Origin of the sequence: Pseudomonas sp. IT-P171, from assembly GCF_949767765.1 — a bacterium.
GTDB classification, from domain to species: Bacteria; Pseudomonadota; Gammaproteobacteria; order Pseudomonadales; family Pseudomonadaceae; genus Aquipseudomonas; species Aquipseudomonas fluorescens_B.
The window spans coordinates 261140-287483 of record NZ_CATKQN010000055.1 but is presented as its reverse complement, the minus strand read 5'-3'; the positions used below and the strand labels follow the sequence as shown (position 1 = coordinate 287483).

The 26344-nt window shown below is 60.1% G+C and carries 26 protein-coding genes; 12 read left to right on the top strand and 14 right to left on the bottom strand.

Going from position 1 to position 26344, the window contains the following annotated elements:
- The first annotated feature begins 161 nt into the window (after nt 1-161).
- The 5 genes from hflK (ACM6I5_RS23555) to cfaB all read left to right on the top strand — a co-directional run bounded on the left by hflK (ACM6I5_RS23555) (nt 162) and on the right by cfaB (nt 7500).
- Nucleotides 162-2120: a protease modulator HflK gene (hflK, locus tag ACM6I5_RS23555; RefSeq protein WP_414884812.1), complete on the top strand. Its 1959-nt coding sequence runs from the start codon at nt 162-164 to the stop codon at nt 2118-2120.
- Entirely contained in the window at nt 2117-3157 is a 1041-nt protein-coding gene (hflC, locus tag ACM6I5_RS23550; protein ID WP_017341614.1) for a protease modulator HflC, read from the top strand. The genes hflK (ACM6I5_RS23555) and hflC overlap by 4 nt, the downstream gene beginning before the upstream one ends.
- Nucleotides 3154-4212: a protease modulator HflK gene (hflK, locus tag ACM6I5_RS23545; protein ID WP_414880339.1), complete on the top strand. Its 1059-nt coding sequence runs from the start codon at nt 3154-3156 to the stop codon at nt 4210-4212. Before hflC ends, hflK (ACM6I5_RS23545) begins: the two co-directional genes overlap by 4 nt.
- Nucleotides 4209-6119 (top strand): cation-translocating P-type ATPase, encoded by a 1911-nt coding sequence (locus tag ACM6I5_RS23540; RefSeq protein WP_414884811.1) that lies wholly within the window; start codon nt 4209-4211, stop codon nt 6117-6119. The genes hflK (ACM6I5_RS23545) and ACM6I5_RS23540 overlap by 4 nt, the downstream gene beginning before the upstream one ends.
- 193 nt (nt 6120-6312) lie before the next feature.
- Nucleotides 6313-7500, top strand: coding sequence for a C17 cyclopropane fatty acid synthase CfaB (cfaB, locus tag ACM6I5_RS23535; protein ID WP_414880341.1), 1188 nt, complete (start codon nt 6313-6315; stop codon nt 7498-7500).
- Here cfaB and cls read toward each other — a convergent pair.
- The gene (gene cls, locus ACM6I5_RS23530; RefSeq protein ID WP_017341610.1) at nt 7497-8936 is read right to left on the bottom strand and encodes a cardiolipin synthase; all 1440 of its coding nucleotides are present in this window, start codon (nt 8934-8936) and stop codon (nt 7497-7499) included. The two genes, cfaB and cls, sit on opposite strands and share 4 nt — an antisense overlap.
- Before the next feature lie 131 nt (nt 8937-9067).
- Here cls and ACM6I5_RS23525 point away from each other — a divergent pair, with 131 nt between their 5' ends.
- Nucleotides 9068-9589: a DUF3617 domain-containing protein gene (locus tag ACM6I5_RS23525; RefSeq protein WP_017341609.1), complete on the top strand. Its 522-nt coding sequence runs from the start codon at nt 9068-9070 to the stop codon at nt 9587-9589.
- 64 nt (nt 9590-9653) lie between these two features.
- Here the strand turns inward: ACM6I5_RS23525 and ACM6I5_RS23520 are convergent, their stop codons facing one another.
- From ACM6I5_RS23520 to folE2, 7 genes are read right to left on the bottom strand one after another with little or no spacing between them, the layout of a single operon-like run.
- Nucleotides 9654-10544: a His/Gly/Thr/Pro-type tRNA ligase C-terminal domain-containing protein gene (locus ACM6I5_RS23520; protein WP_414884810.1), complete on the bottom strand. Its 891-nt coding sequence runs from the start codon at nt 10542-10544 to the stop codon at nt 9654-9656.
- A gap of 17 nt (nt 10545-10561) precedes the next feature.
- Nucleotides 10562-11899: a dihydroorotase gene (locus tag ACM6I5_RS23515; protein WP_017341607.1), complete on the bottom strand. Its 1338-nt coding sequence runs from the start codon at nt 11897-11899 to the stop codon at nt 10562-10564.
- Between the two features lie 3 nt (nt 11900-11902).
- Nucleotides 11903-12463: a DapH/DapD/GlmU-related protein gene (locus tag ACM6I5_RS23510; protein WP_414884809.1), complete on the bottom strand. Its 561-nt coding sequence runs from the start codon at nt 12461-12463 to the stop codon at nt 11903-11905.
- Nucleotides 12460-13335 carry a metal ABC transporter substrate-binding protein gene (locus ACM6I5_RS23505; protein WP_414880343.1) on the bottom strand — a complete coding sequence of 292 codons (876 nt, stop codon included), beginning with the start codon at nt 13333-13335 and terminating at the stop codon, nt 12460-12462. Before ACM6I5_RS23505 ends, ACM6I5_RS23510 begins: the two co-directional genes overlap by 4 nt.
- An 11-nt stretch (nt 13336-13346) precedes the next feature.
- Nucleotides 13347-14213, bottom strand: a complete 867-nt coding sequence (locus ACM6I5_RS23500) for a metal ABC transporter permease (protein ID WP_017341604.1) — start codon at nt 14211-14213, stop codon at nt 13347-13349.
- On the bottom strand, nt 14213-14881 hold the full coding sequence (locus ACM6I5_RS23495; protein WP_414880344.1) for a metal ABC transporter ATP-binding protein: 669 nt from the start codon (nt 14879-14881) through the stop codon (nt 14213-14215). Before ACM6I5_RS23495 ends, ACM6I5_RS23500 begins: the two co-directional genes overlap by 1 nt.
- On the bottom strand, nt 14878-15774 hold the full coding sequence (gene folE2 / locus ACM6I5_RS23490; RefSeq protein WP_414884808.1) for a GTP cyclohydrolase FolE2: 897 nt from the start codon (nt 15772-15774) through the stop codon (nt 14878-14880). Before folE2 ends, ACM6I5_RS23495 begins: the two co-directional genes overlap by 4 nt.
- 86 nt (nt 15775-15860) lie before the next feature.
- Here folE2 and ACM6I5_RS23485 point away from each other — a divergent pair, with 86 nt between their 5' ends.
- Nucleotides 15861-17054 carry an N-acetylmuramoyl-L-alanine amidase gene (locus ACM6I5_RS23485; RefSeq protein ID WP_414880345.1) on the top strand — a complete coding sequence of 398 codons (1194 nt, stop codon included), beginning with the start codon at nt 15861-15863 and terminating at the stop codon, nt 17052-17054.
- On the opposite strand, the gene ACM6I5_RS23480 is transcribed toward ACM6I5_RS23485, so the two are convergent.
- A complete protein-coding gene (locus ACM6I5_RS23480) occupies nt 17051-17428 on the bottom strand; it encodes a glutamine synthetase (protein WP_414880346.1) in 378 nt (125 codons plus the stop codon). The genes ACM6I5_RS23485 and ACM6I5_RS23480 overlap by 4 nt on opposite strands.
- 144 nt (nt 17429-17572) lie before the next feature.
- Here ACM6I5_RS23480 and zigA point away from each other — a divergent pair, with 144 nt between their 5' ends.
- Both zigA and ACM6I5_RS23470 read left to right on the top strand, forming a co-directional pair.
- On the top strand, nt 17573-18781 hold the full coding sequence (zigA, locus tag ACM6I5_RS23475) for a zinc metallochaperone GTPase ZigA (protein ID WP_414884807.1): 1209 nt from the start codon (nt 17573-17575) through the stop codon (nt 18779-18781).
- The gene (locus tag ACM6I5_RS23470) at nt 18781-19431 is read left to right on the top strand and encodes a DUF1826 domain-containing protein (RefSeq protein WP_017341598.1); all 651 of its coding nucleotides are present in this window, start codon (nt 18781-18783) and stop codon (nt 19429-19431) included. The genes zigA and ACM6I5_RS23470 overlap by 1 nt, the downstream gene beginning before the upstream one ends.
- A gap of 4 nt (nt 19432-19435) precedes the next feature.
- On the opposite strand, the gene ACM6I5_RS23465 is transcribed toward ACM6I5_RS23470, so the two are convergent.
- Nucleotides 19436-19792, bottom strand: coding sequence for an NADH:ubiquinone oxidoreductase (locus tag ACM6I5_RS23465; RefSeq protein WP_414880347.1), 357 nt, complete (start codon nt 19790-19792; stop codon nt 19436-19438).
- A gap of 27 nt (nt 19793-19819) precedes the next feature.
- Here ACM6I5_RS23465 and ACM6I5_RS23460 point away from each other — a divergent pair, with 27 nt between their 5' ends.
- Entirely contained in the window at nt 19820-20785 is a 966-nt protein-coding gene (locus ACM6I5_RS23460) for a CobW family GTP-binding protein (RefSeq protein WP_414884806.1), read from the top strand.
- A gap of 33 nt (nt 20786-20818) precedes the next feature.
- Here ACM6I5_RS23460 and ACM6I5_RS23455 read toward each other — a convergent pair whose 3' ends face one another.
- Entirely contained in the window at nt 20819-21232 is a 414-nt protein-coding gene (locus ACM6I5_RS23455; RefSeq protein ID WP_017341595.1) for a DUF3301 domain-containing protein, read from the bottom strand.
- Between the two features lie 118 nt (nt 21233-21350).
- Between ACM6I5_RS23455 and pdxY the strand changes: the two genes are divergently transcribed.
- Complete coding sequence (gene pdxY / locus ACM6I5_RS23450; protein ID WP_414880349.1) at nt 21351-22223, top strand: pyridoxal kinase PdxY; 873 nt, start codon at nt 21351-21353, stop codon at nt 22221-22223.
- 148 nt (nt 22224-22371) lie between these two features.
- Here the strand turns inward: pdxY and ACM6I5_RS23445 are convergent, their stop codons facing one another.
- Nucleotides 22372-22854, bottom strand: coding sequence for an acyl-CoA thioesterase (locus ACM6I5_RS23445; protein ID WP_010465381.1), 483 nt, complete (start codon nt 22852-22854; stop codon nt 22372-22374).
- Between the two features lie 285 nt (nt 22855-23139).
- Between ACM6I5_RS23445 and ACM6I5_RS23440 the strand changes: the two genes are divergently transcribed.
- Nucleotides 23140-24903 (top strand): cation:proton antiporter, encoded by a 1764-nt coding sequence (locus ACM6I5_RS23440; protein ID WP_414880350.1) that lies wholly within the window; start codon nt 23140-23142, stop codon nt 24901-24903.
- A 21-nt stretch (nt 24904-24924) separates the two neighbouring features.
- Here ACM6I5_RS23440 and ACM6I5_RS23435 read toward each other — a convergent pair whose 3' ends face one another.
- Both ACM6I5_RS23435 and ACM6I5_RS23430 read right to left on the bottom strand, forming a co-directional pair.
- Nucleotides 24925-25332, bottom strand: a complete 408-nt coding sequence (locus tag ACM6I5_RS23435) for an SMI1/KNR4 family protein (RefSeq protein WP_017341592.1) — start codon at nt 25330-25332, stop codon at nt 24925-24927.
- 135 nt (nt 25333-25467) lie between these two features.
- Complete coding sequence (locus tag ACM6I5_RS23430) at nt 25468-26340, bottom strand: Tim44 domain-containing protein (protein ID WP_017341591.1); 873 nt, start codon at nt 26338-26340, stop codon at nt 25468-25470.
- Nucleotides 26341-26344: the final 4 nt, after the last annotated feature.

Genomic DNA, 26344 nt, shown 5'->3' with positions numbered 1-26344 from the left:
AAAATTACGAGCGTAATATGTGCGCTCCTCGGTGTTTCGGTCAAGGCTTCAGCCAAGCGACAGGTTGAGCATCTTCAGATAGAGCGATTAGTACAAAAATTTCACGACTTTCGTTATATCGTAACGAATTGCGACTTGGGCAAAGAAAACACTGGGGTGGTATGCAAGTCGATCTCGATATTGAGGGAACAGCGGTAGCCGGGCTGCCGCGCTTTCAGCAGGCAGTCTTTCAAGGGCGACGATTGCGGCAGTTGGCAATCGGTCTCGGCGCACTCGTGGCGACAGGGCTGGTGCTCGCGGTTTTTGCAGGGCTGTTTGCGCCACAGTCGCTTTGGCCAGCGTTGCTGGTCAATCAGAGCGCCGGTCTGCTGGTGCTGATTGCCGGGCTGCAATCGGCGTGGTGGGTGACGCAATGGCGCGCACGGGCGATGAATCCCCCAGCGCTGCCGGTGGAGATCGAAGTCGTTGACGCTCCGGTGGGCTGGTATGAACAGCTGCTGGAGCGTATCAGCCAACGATGGACACGGATGCTGGCGCAGATCGGCGCCCCGACGCTGTGGCTCGGCGGCTGGGCGTTGTTGGCGCTGTTCAGCATCAACCAGGTCTGGAATCTTGCGCTACCCTCTGCCGCGCCAGGCTTTTCGGCCAACGTCGGTGCTGCGCTGTCATTGCTGCTGGCCTTCGGTTTGCTGGTACTGGAGCGGCAGTTTGCCCAGGAAAACGTGGCCCAGTGGCCTGAAGCAGGGCAGTTGGCCCAGCTGACTCGCGTGGCAATCATCAGTCTGGTGTTGAGCGCGTTGTGCCTGTTGTTCAGCAGCGAGGTTTCCGTCTGGCCGGTGCGGCTGGCGGTGCTGGTCGGGCTACTGCCGGGGCTTGTCGCGGTGGAACTGTTGCTGCGAGCCGCGTTGTCATTGTTCAGTCCCCGGCGCGAACAACTGGAACCTGCCTTGCTCGCCCGAAGCTTCGTCGCCGACATGCTGCGCTGGCCACCACAACCGCTGTTGGCGTTGCAGCATGAATTGCATAACCGCTTCGGCATCGATCTGCGGCAAATCTGGGCGTTCACCTACATGCGTCGCGCGTTTGTGCCGGTGCTGGCGGTGGTCACCCTTGTTGGTTGGTCGCTGACCGGCATTCACGAAATACCCCTGCAAGGGCGGGGCATCTATGAGCGCTTCGGCAAACCGGTGGAGGTGTTCGGTCCCGGCTTGCACGCGGGCCTGCCGTGGCCGCTGGGCCGAGTGCTGAGTGTCGAGAATGGCGTGGTCCATGAGTTGGCCACGAGTGTCGGCGAAGCGGCGGCCCCCATTGCGCCGGCACCCGCTGAAGGTCCGGCGCCCGCAGTTGCCAATCGCTTGTGGGACGCCAGCCATGTGAATGACAAATCCCAGGTCATCGCCAGCAGCCGTGCCGACAAGCAGAGCTTCCAGATCGTCAACATGGACGTGCGGTTCGTTTACCGCATCGGCCTGTCGGATCAAGCCGCGTTGGCCGCAACCTACAACAATGCCGATGTCCCGGCGCTGATCCGCAGCACTGCCAGCCGGATTCTGGTTCATGATTTCGCCTCGCGAACCCTCGACGGTTTGCTCGGTGAGGACCGGGTAGGGCTTGCCGAAGAGATAGGCCGCGCCGTGCAGGCGGACTTGCAAACACTTGGCAGTGGCGTGGAGATTCTCGCGACCGTGGTCGAAGCGATTCATCCACCGGCCGGCGCCGCCAACGCTTATCACGGCGTGCAAGCGGCACAGATTGGCGCACAGACGCTGATCTCACGCGAACGCGGTGCAGCGGCAGAGGCGACCAATCAGGCGCAATTACAGGCCAGCATCGCTCGTGATCAGGCGACGGCCAACGCTCGTGAAATCAATGCAGCTGCGCAAGCAGCCGATCTGAAATTCAGCGCCGAGCGAAAAGCCTATGCCAGCGCCGGCCAGGCTTTCGTGCTGGAGCAGTATTTCAGCCAGCTTTCCCAAGGACTGGCCAATACCCGGTTGCTGGTTCTCGACCATCGCTTGGGCGGCAGCAACAACGCGCCGACCATCGACCTCCGAACGTTCACGCTGCCGGCTGATCCCGCGCCGTCGCGTCCAACTGCTCAGCCAGGAGCTGCCAAATGAGCCAGTCGCACACTCACGATCATGCTGACCACGCCGGGCACGATCACGGCCACGGCGGGCATCACCACGGGCATCACCATCATCACCACGGAGACCCACAAGAAGCCGGTCCCTTCCCGTGGCGGCGCATGGGTTGGGCTGCGTTGCTGGTAGCGTTTGCCATCGCGGCGGCGAGCCTGGTGCAAGTGCGTTCCGGAGAAGCCACGGTCATCACGCGCTTTGGCAATCCGTCGCGGGTGTTGCTGGAGCCGGGGCTGGGCTGGCGTTGGCCCGCACCTTTTGAAGCGGCGATTCCTGTTGATTTGCGTCTGCGTACCACGTCGAGTGGTTTGCAGGATGTGGGCACGCGCGACGGTTTGCGCATCATCGTTCAGGCTTACGTGGCGTGGCAGGTGCAAGGTGATCCGGACAATGTGCAGCGCTTCATGCGCGCGGTGCAGAATCAGCCGGACGAAGCGGCGCGGCAGATTCGCACCTTTGTCGGCTCGGCGCTGGAAACCACGGCCAGCAGTTTCGATCTGGCCAATCTGGTGAACACCGATGCCAACCAGGTGCACATTGCTGACTTTGAAGCGCAGCTGCGCCAGCAAATCGATCAGCAATTGCTGACCACGTATGGCGTTCGCGTGCTGCAAGTTGGCATCGAGCGTTTGACCTTGCCGTCGGTAACCCTGACTGCCACTGTCGATCGCATGCGCGCCGAGCGTGAAACAATTGCCACCGAACGCACGGCGATCGGAAAACGCGAAGCGGCGCAAATCCGCTCCGCCGCCGAGCGGGATGCGCGAATCGTTCAGGCCGATGCCACCGTTAAATCTGCCGACATTGAAGCCCAGTCCCGCGTCGAAGCTGCGCAGATTTACGGACGTGCCTACGCCGGATCGCCGCAGCTGTATAACTTGCTGCGCTCTCTCGACACCTTGGGCACCATCGTTACGCCGGGAACCAAACTGATTCTGCGCACCGATGCTGCGCCGTTTCGAGTGCTGGTTGACGGTCCGCCGACGCTCGATATCAAGTCCGGGTCGCAGCCATGAGTTTGGTTCCACGTGGAACAAATGAGTTGAGCAGCCCCTGGATTCAGGCCGGGCGATTGGCGTTTCTCGCGCTGTATGCGGTGACGGTGCTGGCCGCGTTGGCGTGGGCATTTTCCAATGTTCGGCAAATCGATCCGCAGAATCGTGCGGTGGTGTTGCACTTTGGCGCGCTGGATCGCATTCAGAATGCCGGCCTGCTGTTGGCGTGGCCGCGACCGTTCGAGCAGGTCATCCTGTTACCGGCGGCCGATCGGGTGATCGAGCGTCGGGTCGACAATCTGTTGCGCAGCGATGCCGCGTTGCAGGCCGACCGAGTCGCCACATTCGCCACGCCGCTCAGTGATGCCCTCGCCGGGTCCGGTTATTTGCTGACCGGTGACGCCGGCGTGGTGCAACTGGATGTGCGGGTTTTTTACAAAGTCACCGAACCCTATGCGTACGTGCTTCAAGGTGAACATGTGCTGCCGGCACTGGATCGCCTTGTGACTCGCAGCGCCGTGGCGCTGACGGCTGCCCGTGACCTGGACACCATTCTGGTGGCGCGACCGGAGCTGATCGGCGCGGGTAGCCAGGCGGCCGAAAGACGGGAACGCCTGCGCGGCGATCTGGTGCAAGGCATCAATCAGCGACTGGCGGATCTCACGGCCACCGGCCAGGGACTGGGTATCGAAGTGGCGCGCGTCGATGTGCAATCGAGTCTGCCGGGGCCGGCGGTCAACGCCTTCAACGCAGTGCTGACCGCGAGTCAGCAAGCCGATAAAGCCGTGGCAAACGCACGCACCGAGGCCGAGAAACTCACCCAAACCGCCAACGAACAAGCCGACCGTACGTTGCAGGTTGCCCACGCTCAAGCGAGTGAACGGCTGGCCAAAGCGTCCGCCGACACGGCTACCGTGTTGAGTCTGGCCAAGGCGCAACAACAGGGCACCGACCCGCAAATGCTGCTGCGCCTCTACCGCGAGCGCATGCCGAAAATTCTCGGTCAGGCCGGCTCGGTGACCACGGTCAATCCGAAAGACGATTCCCGCCTGATCATTCAGGGAGCTACACAATGAGCGCACAAACCGCCGCCGCACCGAGCCTGTTGTCCTCGGCCGAACAACGCAGCGCCGCTCGCCAGTTGACCCTGGCCATGCTCGCATTGGGTTTGTTGGCGCTGGGTTTGATCTGGCGCTGGTGGTCGCCGGAGCAAACCGGTGTCAGTCAATTGCTGTTGGGGTTTGCCTCATTGCTGGTGGCGGTGCCGGTGATGCGCTCGGCCTGGTACAGCTTGCGTTATCCGAGCTTGCACGGGATCACCGATCAACTGATCGCGTTGGCCATGCTCGGTGCCTGGGCGACCGGCGATCTGCTGACCGCTGCGTTGCTGCCGATCATCATGATCTTCGGCCACGTGCTGGAAGAGCGCAGCGTAATCGGTTCTCAGGAAGCGATTCACGCGCTGGGCAAATTGACGCGCAGCCATGCGCGCAAGGTTCAGGCAGACGGCTCCATCGTCGAAGTCGACAACGGCACACTCAAGGCCGGTGACCGGGTGGAAGTTCGCGCCGGCGACCGAGTCCCGGCCGATGGCCGCGTGCTCGGCGGTCAGGCAAGTCTCGACACGGCGTCGATCACCGGTGAGTCGGTGCCGGTTGAGGCGGGTGTCGGCATGTCCGTGTTCGGTGGGGCGATCAACCTCGACGGCCTGCTGCGTATCGAAGTGACGCGCACGGGCAGCGAATCGACACTCGGCAAAGTCATTGCGCTGATGCAAAGTGCCGAACGATCCAAACCGCCGATCACCCGATTGCTCGAACGCTACGCTGGCAGCTACATGGTGTTGGTGTTGCTGCTGGCCGCCGTCACCTGGTTCATCACCAACGATGCGCAGGCAATGCTTGCGGTGTTGGTGGCGGCCTGTCCATGTGCGTTGGTGTTGTCGGCACCGGCCACGGCGATTGCAGGGGTGGCGGTTGCCGCTCGCCATGGGATTCTGATTCGCAGTTCGGCGTTTCTCGAAGAGCTGGCAGACCTGACATCGCTGGTGGTGGACAAGACCGGGACGCTGACCTTCGGCACCTTGCGCCTGCAATCCATCGACAGTCCGCTGGAAGATCGCAGCCACGTATTGAAACTTGCCGCCAGCCTCGGCTCTGCCAGCAGTCACCCGGTCAGTCGCGCACTCGCCGGGTTGGTCACTCAGGAACATTTTCTGCTGCTCTCGAACATTCACGAACGGCAAGGGTTGGGCGTGGTGGCGATGACGGAGCGGGGCGAAGCGGCGCTTGGCCGTCCAGAGTTGTTTGCTCAATTAGACATTCCCGTTTCAGCAGTCCCCGAACACGATGGCCCGATTGCCGGGCTGGCCCTCGATGGTGAATTTCTCGCCTGGCTCTTGCTGGCGGACAGCGTCAAACCTGAAGCGCGGTTTGCCTTGAACGAGTTGCGTGAGCTCGGACTGGGCCGGCAGCTATTGCTCACGGGTGATCGCCAAAGTGTCGCAGATAGCTTGGCTGGGGACGTCGGGATCGTCGATGTCGAGGCCCAGGCGTTGCCCGAGGACAAACTCAATCGCGTGCTCAAGGAGATCGACAGCGGCTTCCGGCCGATGGTCGTCGGTGACGGCATCAATGATTCGCTGGCACTCAAGGCGGGCGTGGTCGGCGTTGCCATGGGGGCTGGCGGGGCCGACATTGCCTTGGCGTCCGCTGACATCGTGCTGATCGGCAGTGACCTGCGACGGCTTGGCACCTGCGTGCGTTTGAGTCGCCAGTGCCGGAACACGTTGCAGGTCAACGTGATCATCGGTCTGGGCTGGACGCTGGCAATAGTGGCCTTCGCCGCATTCGGCTGGCTTGGCGCGGCAGGGGCGATGATCGCGGCGTTGCTGCATAACCTGAGTACCTTGCTGGTGCTGGGTAACGCCGGACGGTTGCTGCGCTTTCAGGAGCCATTGCTCAAGCTGAAGGACGAAATTTGAGGGGTTTCAACTTTTCAGAACTGGTCGCCTGATTTGTAGTCATCTAAGGTAAGGGCAATCACTTCTGTGAGTTTTGCGACGTGTTGGTTTGAACGGTGCGGGTCATAGAAAAGGGCTATGAAATCGATAGCCTGCTATTTTTCAAGGATGGTCTAACCTCACAGCAGACGTCTGAAACAAGGGGGGATATTCCATGCTCGCGCAACTTCCACCGGCCTTACAGAATCTGCAGCTACCGTTACGCCTGCGACTCTGGGACGGCCATGAATTCAATCTGGGGCCGACGCCCAGCGTCACGATTGTGGTCAAGGACCCACAAATGGTTACCCAGTTCACTCATCCAAGCCTGGACGCGCTCGGAGCGGCGTTTGTCGAGGGTAAACTCGAGCTTGAAGGTTCCATCAGCGACGTGATCCGCGTCTGCGATGAATGGAGCCAGGCATTGATGAGCGAGGACGACGACAGCCAGCCTGTGCGCACCGTCCACGACAAGGAAACCGACGCCAAGGCGATTTCCTATCACTACGACCTTTCCAACGCGTTTTATCAGCTGTGGCTCGACAGTGACATGGCGTATTCCTGCGCCTATTTCGAGACCGGCAGTGAAACCCTGGAACAGGCCCAGCAAGCCAAATTCCGTCATCTGTGTCGCAAGTTGCGCCTGCAACCCGGCGAATATCTGCTGGATGTCGGTTGCGGTTGGGGCGGGCTGGCGCGTTATGCGGCGCGGGAGTTTGGCGCGAAAGTGTTCGGGATCACGCTCAGCAAAGAGCAACTGGCGCTGGCCCGTGAGCGAGTGACCGCTGAAGGCCTGGACGATCAGATCGAACTGCAACTGCTCGACTACCGCGATTTGCCTCAGGACGGGCGCTTCGACAAGGTGGTCAGTGTCGGCATGTTCGAACACGTCGGCCATGCGAATCTGGCCGAGTACTGCAAGACGTTGTTCGGCGCGGTGAAAGAGGGCGGTCTGGTGATGAACCACGGCATCACCGCCAAGCACACCGATGGCCGTCCGGTGGGGCGCGGTGCCGGGGATTTCATCGAGAAGTACGTGTTCCCCAACGGCGAGCTGCCGCACCTGTCGATGATTTCTGCCGAGATCAGCGAAGCGGGGCTGGAGATCGTTGATGTCGAGAGTCTGCGCCTGCACTACGCACGCACCCTGGACCACTGGAGTGAGCGTCTGGAAGACAATCTGGAAGCCGCTGGCAAGCTCGTCCCTGAGCAGGCGTTGCGCATCTGGCGGCTGTACCTGGCGGGATGCGCTTATGCATTCGCCAAGGGCTGGATCAACCTGCACCAGATCCTCGCGGTGAAAGCACACCCCGATGGCAGCCATGAACTGCCATGGACCCGCGACGACATCTACACCCCTTAAAGTATCGGGGAAATGAGCCGGGCGATCCGCATGCCGACCTGTTGCAGGCGGTGGGTCTCCCGGCTTTCTTCTTTGGCGACTTCATGGGCCTGCGCGAAATCGTCGTTGAGCATCTGTTCCACTTCGCCGGCAAACACGCTGTCGACCGTCAGCAACATCACTTCGAAATTCAGGCGGAACGAACGGTTGTCCAGATTGGCGCTGCCGATGGCGCTGATTTCGCTGTCGATCAATACCACTTTCTGATGCAGGAAACCGGGTTCGTAGCGGAACACCCGCACGCCGGCGCGTACCGCTTCGAAGGCGTACAGGCTGGAGGCGGCGTAGACGATCCGGTGGTCGGGCCGCGACGGCAGCAGAATGCGCACATCGACACCCCGCAGCACCGCCAGTCGCAACGCCGCGAACACCGCTTCGTCGGGGATGAAATAAGGGCTGGTGATCCACACTCGTTCTGTCGCCGCATGGATGGCTTCGACGAAGAATAGCGAACAGGTTTCGTAGGAATCTGCCGGGCCGCTGGCGAGCAATTGGCAGAGCACGCCGTCGTCCGGATAAACGTCCGGCAGTATCAGCGGCGGTAACGACCGCGCCGCCCAGAACCAGTCTTCGGCGAAAGACTCCTGCATGCAGGCCACCACCGGCCCGCGCACGCGGACGTGGGTGTCGCGCCAGGGTGCCAGAGGTGGTTTTTCGCCCATGTACTCGTCGCCGACGTTGTGTCCGCCGACGAAGCCGAGCACACCGTCGACCACGACGATCTTGCGGTGGTTACGAAAGTTGACCTGGAAGCGATTGAGCCAGCCGCTACGCGTCGCGAACGCTTTGACCTCGACACCCGCATCGCGCAACGGCTGCACGTAACTGTGGGGCAGGGAGTGGCTGCCGATGCGGTCGTACAGCAGATAAACGGCAACGCCTTCCGCCGCTTTTTTCAACAGCAGGGTTTGCAGGCGCTGGCCGAGGCGGTCGTCGTGGAGGATGAAAAACTGGATCAGCACGGCTTCCCTGGCATGGCTGATGGCTTCGAAGATCGCCTCGAAAGTGGCCGGACCATTGATCAGCAGGCGGACCTCATTATTCGCCAGACACGGCATGCGCCCCAGCTTCGGCATTGCCCTTAATGAAGCGTAAGCGTTGGAGGCGCGTGCCGTCAGGGCTTCTTCTACCCACGGTCGCCAGTTCAACTCAGAGATGGCCTTGCGCATTTCCTCGTTGGCCTGTCGCCGCGCCTTGATGTAACCATCGAAGGTGCTGCGGCCGAAGACCAGGTACGGGATAAGCGTGAGGTAGGGAATGAACAGCAACGACAGGGCCCAGGCGATCGAGCCCTGGGCGGTTCGAACGGTCAATACGGCATGGATGGCGGCAATCAGCCCTAACGAGTGCAACAGGGCGATCAGATAACCGAAAACATGCGGTCCAAAATAATCCATGGGGCAGCCTTGCTCCTGAAGATTCAATGCTTAACAGACCATGTTCCGTGCAGAATGTCGCTATTTAATTGGCCCATGAACCGAAGCCTGTGGCTGACGTCTAACGGCCACTACTGATCAGGAGTTACACGATGAACGTTCGTCTGCTGGGTTTGGCCGTCGCTTTTGGTTTGGCTCTTCCTGTGGCTGCTCAGGCGCAGATGCTTCAGCCGGGCTTGTGGGAATTGACCTCGAGTAACATGAAGGTCGATGACCAGAACCTGCCGGACCTGCAATTGATCCTTGGCCAGATACAGAGCCAGATCACCCCTGAACAGCGGGCGCAGCTGGAGAAACAGGGCATCACGATGGGCGGCAAGGGGATTCGCGCTTGCCTGACGCCGGAGCAAGTGAAGAGCGACAACATCCCGCTGACGGACCCGCAATCGGGCTGCAAACAGGAAATCACCGAGCGCACCGGCAACCAGTGGAAATTCCGCTTCAGCTGCCCGAAAGCGCAAGGGGCGGGTGTGGCGACTTTCTTGAGCGATCGTGAGTTCACCACCAAGGTGAATGGCACTTTCAACGCTACCGGCATTCAGCAAAAGGGTAGCCTTGATACTCGCGCGGTCTGGTTGGGGCAGGATTGCGGGACTGTTAAGCCGAGAGCTTAAACACGTCGCTCCCACAAGAATGATGCACACACTGTGGGAGCGAGCCTGCTCGCGAGGCGTCTATTCACACACCCGCAATCCCTGTTGATCGCAGCCAACTGCACACCGCATCAACCGCCATCCTGCCAAAATCCTCCCCGGTGTGACTGCGCACACTGACAAACCCGCCTTCTTTTTCTTTCTCCCCGATCACGACCAGATACGGCACTTGCTGACTATGCTCGCGAATCTTGTGGCGGACTTTCTCGTTGCGCAAATCGGCACGAGCCCGCACGCCACTCCGACGCAACGCTTCAGTCACCGATTGTGCGTATTCCGCCTGACGATCATCCATGCTGATGATCATCACGTGCGGCGGTGCCCGCCAGTTGTCCAGTTCCTCCTGGCAGGACCAACAGGTGCCATAGACCCGCTGTGGTGATGTACCGCTGATGTGATCAAGGGCGAAGGCCTGCAACACTCGGGTTGCGGGAACATGCGGACCCGTCGACACACACTCGAAGTCTCCCAGAAGGTAGGACGATAACTGTTTGGTACGCGTCGCGCGGCGACGGATCGAATGATTGGTAGCCGCCAGTGTCTTCATGCGCGCTTCGATGCTGGCAAGGTCGACCAGGTTCAAATGCTGCTCTAACTCGAACTCATGAAAGAAGCCGTCACCCAACGCCGCTCCCGTCTGCAAATGCGCTTTTGGATAAAGCTGTTTCACGGCCATCCCCAACACCAAGGCGCAGGACCGGCGAAGGATCTCCAGCCCGTCTGGCTCTTGCGGCGTGACGATGTTGACCCGGGCATCCGCTCCGATCATGAATTCACAATCGACCAGAACACCGTCAACCCGCCCGGCGACAGCTGCCTTGGCCAGCCCGGGACCGATGCTCGCGGCGAATTCGTACACCGACAACGGTTGGTCGTATTCACGCAATGAACCATCGCTCAGGGTGATTTGAATCATGTCGGTGCTCTCGAGTGCTAGCGCATAAACCGTAGTGGTAAACCCTGACAGTTGTCATTAAGACATTTGTCTCGCCATGCGATTTGTCCGGACACCAGCGTGGTGCTGACGCTGTGGCGAAAGCGTCGTCGGGCAAAGGGCGTCCAGCCGCATTGAGACAGAATTGGCTGCTGGGAGACGGCAATGCCGTCAGGCTCGGGTTTGATCAGCACCAGGTCTGCCCAATAACCTTCGCGCAAATAGCCTCGGTCGGGAATAGCAAACAGATCAGCAACACGGTGACTGGTCTTGGCCACGAGCACAGTGATCGGCAACACCTTGTCCGCCACCAACTCCAGCAACGCGGGGAGGGCGTGCTGCACCAGCGGTAGACCGGAGGGCGACTGACCGTAGGCGCGTTGCTTTTCGGCCCAGGTGTGCGGCGCATGATCGCTGCCGATGACGTCCAGTCGATGGCTCAGCAAGGCGTTGCGCAAGGCATCGCGGTCAGCCTGAGTCTTGATCGCCGGGTTGCATTTGATCTGGTTGCCAAGGTCTGCGTAATCGCGATCATCGAAGAGCAAGTGGTGCAGGCAGACTTCGGCGCTGATGTGTTTCTGCGACAGCGGTTTGTCTTCGAACAACGCCAGTTCGCGTGCAGTGGTCAGGTGCAGAACGTGAAGTCGCGTGCCGTGGCGCCTGGCCAGATCCACCGCCATTGAGGACGAGCGAAAGCAGGCCTCGGCGTTGCGGATTACCGGGTGCGCGGCGGCGGGAATGTGTTCGCCAAACAGCGTTCGCAGATTTGCAGCGTTGGCGTCGATGCTGGGCGTGTGTTCGCAATGGGCCAACAGAATCGTCGGCACCTCGGCGAACAGCCGCTCGAGAACCCTCGGATCGTCCACCAGCATGTTGCCGGTGGACGCACCCATGAACACTTTTACCCCGGCCACTTCGCAAGGATTGAGTGCGGCGACGGTGTCGAGGTTGTCGTTGCTCACGCCGAAGTGAAAGCCGTAGTTGGCCACCGAATTGATAGCTGCTCGACGCTTCTTGTCGGCAAGTGCTCCCAGACTCAATGTCGGTGGATTGGTGTTGGGCATGTCCATGAAACTGGTGATACCCCCGGCCACCGCAGCTCGGGATTCGGTGTAGAAACTGCCTTTGTCAGGCGATCCTGGATCGCGGAAGTGCACCTGGTCATCGATCATTCCGGGCAACAGCCACTGGCCGTCAGCGTCGATTTCCACAGTCGCATTTTCACCGTCGATGCTAGCGGCGATCTTGACGATGCGGCCATGGCTGACCAGCAGATCACCGTCAGATTCACGACCTTCATTCACCAGTCGGGCATTGCGAATCAGCACGCTGCTCATAGGTCAGAACTCGTTTTGCAGGGCTTTGTAGCCACGCACCAGATCGACATTGGTGCGCGCCACATCCTCGGAAAACTCCGAGGCGCTGACGCTGACAGGCGGGAACTGCGACAGGTCGGTGTTGGGGCCGATGCGAGTAGTGGAGGGCACATAGAAATCCGTGGGCAAGTCGCGGCCGTCGACCACCGAGTTGTGCCGCACCACGCAGCCATCACCCACCGAGCAATTGAACAGCACGCTGTTGAAGCCGATAAACACCCGGTCGCCCACCGTGCACGGACCATGAACGATCGAACGGTGAGCAATCGAACTGAACTCGCCGATGGTGACCGCTGCTCCAGACTTGGAGTGAATCACCACGCCATCCTGGATGTTCGAATTGGCGCCAATGGTGATCGGCTCCATCGTGCCGGAATCGTCTACTTCATCGGCGCGGATCACGGCGTAGGGGCCGACGAAAACGTTCTCGCCGATCACCACTTTGCCGCAGATGATCGCGGTTTTATCCACATACGCAGATTCGGCAATCAGCGGTAAATCGCCTGAAGGGTTCTTGCGGATCATGGTTTGCTCAACGCCTCGTACAGGGTGTTGAGGTTGTACTCGAACAGCCCGGCGAAAGTGCTGGCGGGACCGCTTGCCGAGAGCGCATCGGAGTACAAGGTGCCGCCAATGTGCGCACCGCTTTCATCGGCGATCTGCTTGAGCAGCCGTGCGTCCTTGATGTTTTCCATGAACACCGCTTTGACGTTGGCCTGACGAATCTGGGTGATCAACGCAGCGACTTCGGCGGCCGACGGCTCGCGCTCGGTGGACAGACCTTGTGGCGCCATGAAGTCGATGCCATAGGCCTGACCGAGATAACCGAAAGCATCATGGGATGTCACGATCTTGCGGTTGCCCGGTGGCAGCGAACCGAGCTTGGCTTTGGCTTCGGCGAGTAGCGCGTAGATCTGTTTCAGGTAGGCCTGGCTGTTGCGTTTATAGTCGGCTTTGTTCGCTGGGTCGGCGGCGATCAACGCCTTGGTAATGTTGCTGATATACAGCTCGGTGTTCGCCAGATTGTGCCAGGCGTGAGGGTCGGGAACGGTTTCGCCGTCTTCATCCAGCGAGCGTGGAATGACACCGTGGCTCGCGCTGATGACGGAAGCTTTGGTCTCGGTGCTGCTGACCAGGCGGTCCAGCCATGGCTCGAAACCCAGGCCGTTTTTGATGATCAGGCTGGCTTTCAGTAGCGCCTTGGCGTCGTCCGGTGTCGGCTCGTACGTGTGGGCATCGGTATCGGGGCCAACCATGTTGGTGATCTGGATATGCTCGCCGCCGACTTGATGAGTCATGTCGGCGAGGATGCTGAAGCTGGTGACCACCTGCAGTTTTTCCGCAGCGGACAGTGACATCGACAGCATCAAGCTGAACAGCATGAGTAAAGCGCGCATCGGGCAACACCTCATTGGGATGTGAGCAAAGGCGGGCGGCGCAGCAAACCGTGCACCGGTCCGAACACCACGGACAGCAGATACAGACCGCCAGCCACCAGGACGATGGCCGGGCCGCTGGGCAGTGAGTAGTAGAACGACAGCAACAATCCGAGCCAGACCGAGAGGCAGCCGAGCAGGGCGGAGATGCCCATCAACATGGGCAAGCGACGGCTCCAGAAGCGTGAAGCGGCGGCGGGCAGCATCATCAGGCCGACGACCATCAGCGCGCCGATGGCCTGAAAACCAATCACCAGGTTCAGCACCACCAGCGTCAGAAACACGCCATGGGCCAACGGACCGAGCCGGCTGACGGTTTGCAGGAAGAGTGGGTCGAGGGTGTCCAGCAACAACGGTTTGTAGATAAGCACCATGGCGATCAGGCTGAATCCTGAGACCCATAACATGCCGGTCAACGTGGGCCCGTCGACCGCCAGCGCCGAGCCAAACAACAGGTGCAGCAGGTCCAGACGTTTGCCCGCGATGCCGAGGATCAGCACACCGCTGGCGAGGGAAATCGGGTAGATCGCCGCGAGGCTCGCGTCTTCTCGCAGCCCGGTGCGGCGAGTGATCCACGCGGCGAGACCGGCCATGCTCAGGCCGGCGCCGAGACCGCCGAGTGTCAGCGCTGGCAGACTCAGGCCGGCAAACCAGAAGCCAAGCGCAGCGCCGGGCAGGATGCCGTGGGCGACGGCATCGCCGATCAGGCTCATGCGCCGCAGGATCAGAAATACCCCGAGCGGTGCCGTGCTGCATGCCAGCACCAATCCACCGAGCAGCGCCCGGCGCATGAACACGAACTCGTGGAAGGGTTGCCAAAGTTGAGTGGCAGCGAGCATCAGGCCACCTGCGTTTGGGGTTGTTGGCGGATCAGGTCGACGCTTGGGCCGAGGACGCAACCGCTACTTTTGATCAGCAGCGTTTGAGGAATGTGTTGGCGAACAGCGGCCAGGTCGTGACACACGACCACCAGGGTTCGGCCTTCAGCGTGCCAGGCGTGGAGGTGTTTCCACAGCAGTGACTGACCGAGTTCATCGAGGGCGGCGTGGGGTTCGTCGAGTAACAGCAAGGGGGCTTCTGCGAGGCTTAAACGAGCGAGCAGGGCACGCTGCAATTCGCCGCCGGAGAGGGCCATCAACGGGCGCTGTTCCAGACCGGTCAGGCACCATTTTTCCAGCGCGGCCTTGAGACGTTGGCTCCGGACTTCGGGTGTTTGTCTGCTGCCCCAGAAACCGGCGGCCACCAACTCTTGCAAGCTGATCGGAAATTGCCGGTCGAGGTGTTGTTGCTGAGGGAGGAATGAGAGTGAGCCTTTGCGTGGAACATCAAGGGTCACTTTGCCTGTCAGTGGTTTTTGCAGGCCGGCGATGACTTTCAGCAAACTGCTTTTTCCCGAACCGTTGGCACCGATGACCGCTGTCAGGCTGCCCTTGGCCAATTCGAAATCCAGCGTAGGTGTGAGCGGTTGTCCGGGTGCTCCCCAGCTCAAAGCCTCGCAGCGAATCATGCGGCCTCCCAGTTCCATCGACTTTCGGCGACGGCGTCGTGGGCGTGAAGGCTTTCTGCGTGGACGACTTTCAGGTGGAAGGCGTTGATGCCGGGAGAGCGTTTCAACGCCAGATTCAAGCGTCGAACAGCATCTTCGCAGAACATCAGGTTCTGCCCATTGGCCAGGGCGAAGGCTTGTTCGTCGGCGCGCTTCACGGCGGTTTGCACGGCGGTGCCGAGGGCGGCTTCGGCATCGTTGATCAATGCGATCAGTGGCAGGTCATCCAGATAGTCGTCAAGACGAAGCTTTAGCTGCGCGTTGCTGCGTTGGCTATGAGGCGTCGCAACGATGCCTTTTGTGGAGCCAATCCAGGCTAAAACATCGGCGTGTTGCAGTGACTTGTTGGCGAAGTCATCGATGAATTGCTGTTGAATCAACTGCCGTGACAGCGCGGCTGAACAGGGACAGGTTGAGGAATAAGGGATGTCGATTTTTAGTTCCACGTGGAACATCGCGTTTTTCAAACGCGCTTCGATGCTAACCGGATAGTTCTTCCACCCGGACAACGGACTGATAAGCGCCGGCCGTTTGAGCAGTAAATCAGCGTGAATGTTCAGGTAAGCGCTATTGGATAGACCTTCGTGCGAGTCTAAAAATCGCTGCAAGACACACCGCAACAGGGCTGGCGTCAGGCTTTCCTGCTCGAGCATTTCCAGCGCCAGGTACAGTCGCGACATATGAATGCCCCGGGCTTCTCCATCGTCGAGGCTGACGCCCGCGTCGGCCTTTGCACTCAATCGTTGGCCATCGAACAAAACGGGAAGAGCAATGCCGCACATGCCCACCCATTCAAGTGGCAGGGCTTGGCGTGAGGCCTGCGCGGCGATATCCGGCAGAGTCAACGCATTCATGAGCAGGTCCATCGTGGAAGTCGGATCGACATGTTATGTTATTACATTAAAATCGACTATGCCTTTTTTCACGAGCGGCTTTCACCATGCACAGACGTCAATTGCTCAACCTGATCCTGGCCAGCGCGGCCTTATTGCCCTTCAGTGTTGGCGCCACGCAAATTCGCAACGCGCGGCTTTGGCGTTCGGATGACAAATTGCGCCTGGTGTTCGATCTGAGCGGGCCGGTTCGCTACAAGACCTTTTCCCTGAGTGCACCCGAGCGGTTGATCATCGATCTGAGCGGGGCCAACCTCAGTGGTGACTTCAGTCAATTGGCCCTCGGCAATACGGTCATTCGTTCGATCCGCTCCGGGCATTTTGGTCAGGGCGATACGCGGATCGTCCTCGATCTCAATGCTCCGGTGCAGCTCAACAGCTTCCTGTTGCCGCCGCAGGATGGACAAGGCCATCGACTGGTGCTCGATCTGAAGTCAGCCGCGCCGCTACACATCGCAGCTGCGCCCGAGGTAGCCGTCGACAAAGCTCACCCCAAGCGGGACATCATCGTGGTGGTCGACCCCGGCCATGGCGGCAAAGACCCCGGCGCCGTCGGTGCCAAGGGTGAGCGCGAGAAAGACGTGGTGCTGGCCATCGCACAACTGTTGGCCAAACGGCTGAAGCGCGAGAAAGGCTTCGACGTAAAGCTGGTGCGCAATGACGACGTCTTCGTCCCGCTGCGCAAGCGCGTGGAGATTGCCCGCAAGCACAACGCCGACATGTTCATCTCGGTGCATGCCGATGCAGCACCGCGTCTTACTGCTTCTGGCGCCTCGGTGTATTGCTTGTCCGAGGGTGGAGCGACGTCGGCCACGGCGCGCTTCATGGCGCAGCGAGAGAACGGCGCGGACCTGTTGGGTGCCACCCGTCTGCTCAATCTCAAGGACAAGGACCCGATGCTTGCCGGGGTGATTCTCGACATGTCGATGAACGCCACCCTCGCCGCGAGTTTGCAGTTGGGCAACACCGTGCTCGGCAGTCTGGCGGGCATTACCACGCTGCATCAAAAGCGTGTGGAGCAGGCGGGATTTGCTGTGCTGAAGTCACCGGACGTGCCGTCGATCCTGGTGGAAACAGGCTTCATTTCCAACGCTCGCGACAGTCAGCGGCTGGTCACGGCGCGGCATCAGCAGGCCGTGGCTGACGGCTTGTTCGAAGGATTACAGCGTTACTTTCAGAAGAATCCGCCGGTCAACAGCTACGTCGCCTGGCAACAGGCACAGCAAAAAGCGCAGGCCTAGCAGCCAGTAATCCGGCTGCAGGTGAACCTGGCGCTGCTGCCGCCGGAGCTGGAAAACCGATTGATGGTGGTCCAGCCGACCCGACGGTTATAGCCCACCCAGGCTTCGCCGTCGGAAGCGATCCCGGTGAAGAATGTCAGTTGCCCGTAGCGACTGTTGGTTTGCGCCCAATAGCGCTTGCTGGCCCGTTCGAAGCCGCGCAAGTAGATCGTGCTGCCGACAGTGTTGACGCTGTAAGCGTTACCGTCGGCATCCACGCAGGCCAGCAGGTTGGCGCTGCGAGTGCATGTCGCAAGACTCGGGACTTGCGCCCAGGTGTCTACGGCGAGCAGCAGCGAAAAGCTCATCAGCGTTAATTTCAGGGCAATGCGCATGGGATTTCTCACAGGACGAACGGGCTCCAGCATCCTGTCCTTTGTCACGGTCGGCAAGAGGGGAGTGGTTTAATTGTATTGTTATACTGTAACATTTAGCTAAGCCCGACGCTGCGACCGGGCATCTAATGTGAGGACTACCTGATGCCCAATCGTCTCCCCGTGACTGTCCTGTCGGGCTTTCTCGGCGCCGGAAAAAGCACGCTGCTCAACTATGTGCTGCGTAACCGCGAAGGCCTGCGAGTCGCGGTGATCGTCAACGATATGAGCGAGATCAACATTGATGGCAGCGAAGTTCAGCGTGACGTCACCCTGAACCGCGCCGAAGAAAAACTCGTGGAAATGAGCAACGGCTGCATCTGCTGCACCTTGCGTGAAGACCTGCTTGAAGAGGTCGGCAAACTCGCCAGGGATGGCCGCTTCGATTACTTGCTGATCGAATCCACCGGCATCTCCGAGCCGCTGCCCGTGGCGGAAACCTTCACTTTCCGTGACGAAGAAGGGCAAAGCCTGGCCGACATCGCACGGCTTGACACCATGGTCACCGTGGTCGACGGCATGAACTTCCTGCTCGACTATCAGGCCGCCGAAAGCCTCGCTTCTCGTGGCGAAACCCTCGGCGAGGAAGACGAACGCTCGATCACTGATCTGTTGATCGAGCAGATCGAATTCGCCGACGTGATCCTGATCAGCAAGATCGACCTGATCAGCAGTCGCGAGCGTCAGGAGCTGATCGCGATCCTCGAACGATTGAATGCGCAAGCCGAGATCATCCCGATGGTCATGGGTGAGATCCCCCTGCAGAAAATCCTCAATACCGGTCGTTTCGACTTCGAAAAAGCGGCGCAGGCACCGGGCTGGTTGCAGGAGCTGCGCGGCGAGCACGTGCCGGAAACCGAGGAGTACGGCATCGCTTCCACGGCCTATCGAGCACGCAGACCCTTTCACCCGCAACGCTTTTTCAGCTTCATCGACCGGCCATGGGTGAACGGAAAACTGCTGCGCTCCAAAGGGTTTTTCTGGCTGGCGAGCAAGCCGATGGACGCGGGCAGCTGGTCCCAGGCGGGCGGTTTGATGCGCCATGGTTTTGCCGGACGCTGGTGGCGTTTCGTGCCGAAAGACCAATGGCCGCAGGACGAAGAAAGCACCGCCGCAATCATGGAAAACTGGACCGCCGCCACCGGTGATTGCCGCCAGGAACTGGTGTTCATCGGCCAGAACATCGATTTCACTCGACTCACCGCAGAGCTGGACGATTGCCTGCTGACCGATGATGAAATGGTCTCCGGCGTCGAGGGTTGGCGATTGCTGCCTGATCCGTTCGGACCCTGGCATGAAGAGGAAGCGGCGTGATGTTGGCACCGACCTTGAAGCCTCGGCCGGCCATGTCTCAGGTTCAGGGCGAGACGCCGCAAGCGCTCGCCGGGATTCTCGATGATGGCGTAAACCTCGCCGTATGGCAGCGCCAACTCCCGGTACACATCGCCGATTTTGGCAGCCTGCTGCTGTCCTTGAACGAGCCATTGGCCGAGTCGTTGTCGCTGGAAATCGCCAACGAAGACACTGAACCCAACCTCCGCGGATTGGCCTCGGGCTTGCGCGATCTCGAGGGCTATGAAGGCTTTATCGCCGACGTTTCCTGGCTGGTCAGTGCATTCGCCTGTCTGTTGGGGGCCCAGCGTATCGGCGTACGTCTGCGGGTTCTGGACAAAGCCATGTGCCCGCGCTTTCACGTCGATCATGTGCCGGTGCGCTTGATTACCACGTATGCGGGTGTTGGCAGTCAGTGGCTGAAAGAAGGGGGGATGGATCGTCGCCAGTTGAGCCAACCCGAAGCCGAACCTACGGACAACTCGCTGATCCAGCAAATCGGCAGCGGTGCCGTCGCCTTGCTCAAGGGCGAGAAATGGCACGGCAACGAAGGCTTTGGCCTGATTCACCGCTCGCCGCAGCTCGCGCCGGGCGAGCGTCGTTTGATCCTGACCCTCGATTGGCTGGGTTAGCGGCTCATGGCTTGAGCCAGTTGCCCTGGCTCTGGCCTTCGCAAAACGGCTTCAGGTACGCCGCGTCGGTGGCCACGCCGTAATAGTGAATATCCTGCCGGTAAGGCATATTGGCGACTTGAGCGTTGCTGCACACGCCGAATGCGCCGCCGGGGCATTGGTCGACGTATTGAACCTCGACTTTCTGGCCAGGAAGGTTCGGCTGACAGAAGCCATCGGCGAAGAGTTTTTCCGGGATGTTTCGGTTCTGCTGACAGACTTTCACGTCCAGTCGCTCAGCCGTGCTATGTACCACACAAGCCTGGGCCAGTGCTTCGCCGGAAACCAGGGCCAAGAGCAACGTCCAGCCGATCAACCGCATCGTTTACCTCCTCAGAAAACACCGACCATGTTGCAGAACATTCCCACCCACGTCATTGCCGGGCCATTGGGCGCAGGCAAGACCAGTTTGATCAAGCACCTGCTGGCCCAGCGGCCGGCGAACGAGCGTTGGGCGGTGCTAATCAACGAGTTCGGCCAGATTGGCATCGATGCTGCGTTGCTGACCCGGGACGCCGATGGTATCGCACTGGGTGAGGTGGCCGGGGGCTGTTTGTGTTGCGTCAATGGTGCGCCGTTTCAGATCGGCCTCGGGCGTTTACTGCGCAAGGCGCGGCCGGATCGGTTGTTTATCGAGCCGTCAGGGCTCGGCCATCCTGCGCAGTTGCTCAGGCAGTTGAATGAGGCGCCTTGGGCCGGCGTGCTGGCGGTTCAGCCCTGCGTGATGGTGCTGGATGCCCAAGCGCTCGCCGCTGGCCACCCGCTTCCTGTGACGCAGCAGGAGGCGTTGAGTAGCGCAGGGTTGTTGCTGTTGAACAAGTCTGAATATCTCGGGGAGGCTGATCGGCAGCAGGTTGTCGCGCACTTGCCATCACGTCCCTTGTACTGGACGCAGCAGGCCATCCTTCCTTTGAAAGCGTTACCCGGCCTTGAGGTGCAGGCTGTGGCGGGTGTGGATAACTTCATCGCACCCAATGGAGTCGCGCAGTTGCCGGCCGTCTGGACAGATCCCGCGTTACCGATTTGCCTGAGTCAGGAACAGGACGGCGGCTGGAGCATCGGCTGGCGCTGGCATCCGAGCCAGAGGTTCGATTCAGCGCGAATTGGCCGGTGGCTGGAAAGCCTTGGCTGGCGGCGAGCGAAGCTGGTTATCCACAGCGCCGACGGGTGGGTTTCGGCGAATGCACTGGATAACTCGGCATTGGAGTGGCAGCCCAGCGAATGGCGCCGCGATTCACGGATTGAGCTGATATTCAGCGAGCCGCAGAATGTTGAGTGGCTGCAAAAAGATTTGGCAGGCTGTCGTTCGAATTAACGATCAAAAGATCGCAGGCTGCGATCTTTTGATTTATGGACGCCATTTGGTGTGTTCTTGCCGCCACTGACTAAGCTCAATCACTTCTGCCCGCGGCTTCACCACGTCGACCACCGGAGGCGTGTCGTCGAAGGGCATCGGGTAGGGGGCCAGTTCGATCTGCGCGCTGTGGGCGCCGAACTGGGTGATGGTGCCGTTATGGCGGGTTTCGCCGGTCACCGTGAATTCGAAGTTATACACACGGGCCAGACGTCGCCGACCATTGGCATCCTTGATGAATGCAATTTTTTTCAGCGCCACGTTGCCATCCAGCAACTCGATCCCGAGATTGCTGCAATGCTGCTTGACCCGCTCCAGCGCGCGCTCGCGCAAGCCATGGTTGTGCCATAGCCACGCGCCAGCGGTGGCGAGCAGCATCAGCACGAAGATATTTCCGAGGGTCAGCATCAACAGGGTGCTCCAACAAGATAGTGCCAGCTTAACTGCGTCGCCGGTCTGTCGTACAGGCTGCGTTTAGTCGCATACTGCGCGGCTCGAATTTCAATCGTTTTACGGAACTCACCGCATGAAACGTACGCCCCATCTGCTCGCCATCCAGTCCCACGTGGTGTTCGGCCACGCTGGCAACAGCGCCGCGGTTTTCCCGATGCAGCGGGTCGGGGTGAATGTCTGGCCGCTCAACACCGTGCAGTTCTCCAACCACACTCAGTACGGGCAGTGGGCGGGCGAGGTGCTGTCGCCACACCAGATTCCCGAATTGGTCGAAGGCATTGCGGCGATCGGAGAGTTGGGCAATTGCGATGCCGTATTGTCCGGTTACCTCGGCAGTGCGGCCCAGGGCCGGGCGATTCTGACGGGCGTGGCGCGGATCAAATCGATGAATCCAAAGGCGCTGTATCTGTGTGACCCGGTAATGGGCCATCCGGAGAAAGGCTGCAGCGTGCCGGCAGAAGTCAGCGATTTCCTGCTGGAAGAAGCCGCTGCCGTGGCGGACTTCATGTGCCCGAACCAGCTGGAGCTGGACAGCTTCTCAGGGCGCAAGCCGCAGTCGCTGTTCGATTGCCTGGCCATGGCGCACGCGTTGCTGGCGCGCGGCCCGAAAGCGGTGCTGGTCAAGCATCTGGCCTATCCCGGCAAACCGGAGGATGCGTTTGAAATGTTGCTGGTGACGAGCGAAGGAAGCTGGCACCTGCGACGTCCGATGCTGGCGTTTCCGCGTCAGCCGGTAGGCGTTGGCGACCTGACTTCCGGGCTGTTTCTGGCGCGTGTGCTGCTGGGCGATAGCCTGGTGGCGGCGTTCGAGTTTGCAGCATCGGCGGTGCATGAGGTGCTGCTGGAAACCCAGGCGTGCGCCAGCTATGAACTGGAGTTGGTGCGGGCTCAGGACCGGATTGCGCATCCGCGGGTGCGGTTTGAAGCGACGGCGATCAGTCTCTGAGTTTGACGTTGAACCCATTCGCGAGCAAGCCCGCCCCCACATCGGATCTTTGTCGGACACAAACTTTGTGTTCAATGAAGAATGAGTGCGTGGAGCGGGCTTGCTCGCGAAAGCTGTCTGAAGAACACCCTGAAACTGTCTGGCCAGCTCAGGCGTCGCCCTTGATCTCCTGATAGCGCTTTTCCAGTTCCTGACGAATCTGACGACGCTGCTGGGCCTGCATGAAACGGCGTTTGTCCTCGCTGTTCTGCGGTTGCAACGGCGGGACGGCAGCCGGTTTGCGATCGTCGTCCACCGCCACCATGGTGAAGAAACAGCTGTTGGTGTGACGCACCGAGCGTTCGCGGATGTTTTCGGTCACCACCTTGATGCCCACCTCCATGGAGGTGTTGCCGGTGTAATTGACCGAAGCCAGAAAGGTCACCAGTTCGCCGACATGAATCGGCTCGCGAAAAATCACCTGATCCACCGACAGGGTCACCACGTAGCGGCCGGCATAACGGCTGGCGCAGGCGTAGGCGACTTCGTCGAGGTACTTGAGCAACGTGCCGCCGTGGACATTGCCAGAGAAGTTGGCCATGTCGGGGGTCATCAATACCGTCATCGACAGCTGGGCGTTTCCGGGTTCCATAGCGTTCTCACGGTTCAAGGCAGGTTTCGGAGGAATGCACCTCTGTGGGTGCCTGGTCGGTTTTTTCAAACCACAGTTATCGGGACGCCGGGCGGGTGGTCGTCGTCACGCCGGATCGATCTGTTTCCATATATTGCACCGCCTTTCTGCCGGAAGTCGCGGTGTTACCCTTCAAAAAGCCCACCCCAAGGGCAATTCCTACGCGGAAAGCGGATTTTTACTCTGCTCGATCAGACCTTTCCCGCGTCTGGCGCGTGAGCAATGTCACTCAAGGAGCCCCACACCATGCATGCCATCAGTTTTATTCAGGATCTGGCAGTGATCATGTTGGTCGCGGGTGTGGTGACCGTGCTGTTCCATCGCTTCAAGCAACCGGTGGTGCTTGGCTATATCGTCGCCGGCTTCATCATCGGCCCGCACACGCCACCGTTCGGTTTGATCCACGACGAAGAAACGATCAAGACCCTCGCCGAACTCGGGGTGATCTTCCTGATGTTCTGCCTGGGCCTGGAGTTCAGCCTGCGCAAACTGTTCAAGGTCGGTGCCACGGCGTTTATCGCGGCGTTCCTGGAAATCGTGCTGATGATCTGGATCGGCTACGAAATCGGTCGCTGGTTCGACTGGAACACCATGGACTCGCTGTTCCTCGGCGCGATCCTGGCGATCTCCTCGACCACCATCATCGTCAAGGCACTCAATGACCTGAAGATGAAGAACGAGCGCTTCGCGCAGTTGATCTTCGGTGTGTTGATCGTCGAGGACATTCTTGGCATCGGCATCATTGCCTTGCTGTCGAGCATCGCGGTCAGCGGCACGGTCAGTTCCGGCGAAGTGTTTTCCACGGTCGGCAAGCTGTCGTTGTTCATGATCGTCGCGCTGGTCATCGGGATTTTGCTGGTGCCGCGGCTGCTGGCCTACGTGGCCAAATTCGAAAGCAACGAGATGCTGTTGATCACCGTGCTGGGCCTGTGTTTCGGCTTCTGTCTGCTGGTGGTCAAGCTCGAATACAGCATGGTGCTCGGCGCGTTCCTGATCGGCGCGATCATGGCTGAATCCCGGCAGTTGCTGAAGATTGAACGCTTGATCGAGCCGGTTCGTGATCTGTTCAGTGCGATCTTCTTTGTGGCCATCGGGCTGATGCTCGATCCGATGATATTGCTGCAGTACGCGTGGCCGATTGCGGTAATAACCGTGGCCGTCGTACTCGGCAAGATGTTGTCCTGCGGTCTCGGCGCCTTTATCGCCGGCAATGACGGACGCACCTCACTGCGCGTGGGAATGGGGCTTTCACAGATTGGCGAATTTTCTTTCATCATTGCGGCGTTGGGCATGACCCTGCAGGTCACCAGCAACTTCCTCTATCCGGTCGCCGTGGCGGTGTCGGTGATTACGACGCTGCTGACGCCTTATCTGATCCGTGCCGCTGATCCGCTGTCGATCAAACTGGCTGGCGTGATGCCGCAGCGGCTGGGTCGCGTGCTGGGGATGTACGGCGAATGGCTGCGCAGCATCCAGCCACAGGGCGAGGGCGCGCTACTGGCGTCGATGATTAGGCGGATTCTGTTACAGGTGGGCGTCAATCTGGCGCTGGTGATTGCGATCTTCTTCTCGGGTGCTTATTTCGCCGAGCGAATGTCGGCTTACCTGCAAGACTGGATCAGCGACCCCAGTTGGCAGAAAGCATTGATCTGGGGCGGGGCGTTGCTGTTGTCGCTGCCGTTCCTGATCGCCGCCTATCGCAAGCTCAAGGCGCTGTCGATGCTGTTGGCGGAGATGGGCGTGAAACCGGAGATGGCCGGCCGCCACACGCAGCGAGTGCGTCGGGTGATCGCCGAAGTGATCCCGATCCTCTCGCTGCTGGTGATCTTCCTGCTGTTGGCAGCCTTGTCGGCCAGTATTCTGCCGACCAACAAGTTGCTGGTACTGATTGTCGTGGTCGCGGCCGCCGTGGCAGCGCTGCTCTGGCGCTGGTTCATCCGCGTGCACACGCGGATGCAGGTGGCCTTGCTGGAAACCCTGGACAACCACAAGGAATCGTCCGGGCATTGACCACGCGGTGCGTCAGGCGGCTCAGCTTTCCAGCCAGACGTCCCGCGCCCAGTGCCACACCGATTCCCAGGTCTCTTCGGCGATCAGTTCTTCCTCGGCCAGCCACAACACTACGGTGCCGTCTTCTTCGACCAGGTAGTAGTTGTCGCCGTCCTGGCAGATCGGAATCATGCTGCGATCAACGCCGGCATCCCAGGCGTTGGCGGCAACGTCCGGCAGGTAGGTGTGGGATTGCGGGTCGGTGACGGTCACCGGCTCCAGGCTGCCGTAGACCACGTCGCTGACGGTCAGCAGAAATTCTCTGAAGACAAACGGGATGTCGATGAACAGTTGTTCTTCGATTTCGACCAGCAGATCTTCGTCGGGCAACTCCAAGGGGACCGGTACCGGTTCGTTGGCTTCACGCAGTTGTTCGATGATTTCTTCCACGTCCGGGATCCTCTTGCTTGATGGCGCGGTTCAGTTGGGGCGGTTTATACAGTAGCTCGCTATAGATGCAACCGCGAAATAGAAAACCCCGGCCGAGGCCGGGGTTTTGTTGCGACACATTTAACGCGGGTCGGTTCAACCGTTCTGGCGGATACCGGCGACCAGCCAAGGCTGGTTTTCGCCCTGCGGACGTTCCATGTTCCAGCTTTCGCTGAACACTTCGCCCTGGTCGAAACGCGAGGTCTTCGACACACCGCTGAAGGTCAGGGTGGCGATGGTCTTGTCGGCACGATCATCGACGCCGTCCAGTTGTACATTGAGGTTATCAATGTAGGTGGACTGGAAACCTTCACCCAGGTCGGCACGTTCGCGCTTGAGGAACTCGAGCAGTTGCGGGGTCACGAACTCGGCGATCTTGTCCATTTCATTGGCGTCCCAGTGTTGCTGCAGGGACTGGAAGTGGTTGCGGGCCGCTTCAATGAAGTTCTTTTCATTGAACCAGGCTGGCGCATTGATGACCGGACGAGCGGCAACCGGAGCGGCCGAACCACCGAAGATCGATCCCATGCCAGCAGGCTTCTGCTCGAACACTTCACGTTGCATCGGCGCGCCGGCTGGCGCCAGGTGCTCCTGCTGCTTGCGACGACGAGCGGCGATGAAACGGAAGACCAGGAAGGCGATGACCGCCATGATCAGGATGTCGAAGATCTGCATGCCCTGGAAGCCGCCGCCCATGAACATGGAGGCCAGCAGGCCACCGGCAGCGATGCCGGCCAGAGGGCCGAGCCAGCGCGAAGCACCGCCGGCCTTGGCGGCAGCGCCAGCGGCACCCGCCGCGCCCGCAGTGGCTGCAGCGCCACCTGCAGCTGAAGAAGGAGCCATTTGGCTGGTCTGGTGAGTCGGCGCAGCGCCGGAGCTCTTGCCGCCACCAAAGCGCTTGGCGTTGGCGTCGAGGCTCATCGTCAGGCCGATGCACAACGCCATGGCGATGCTAAGAAAACGTTTCATAAAG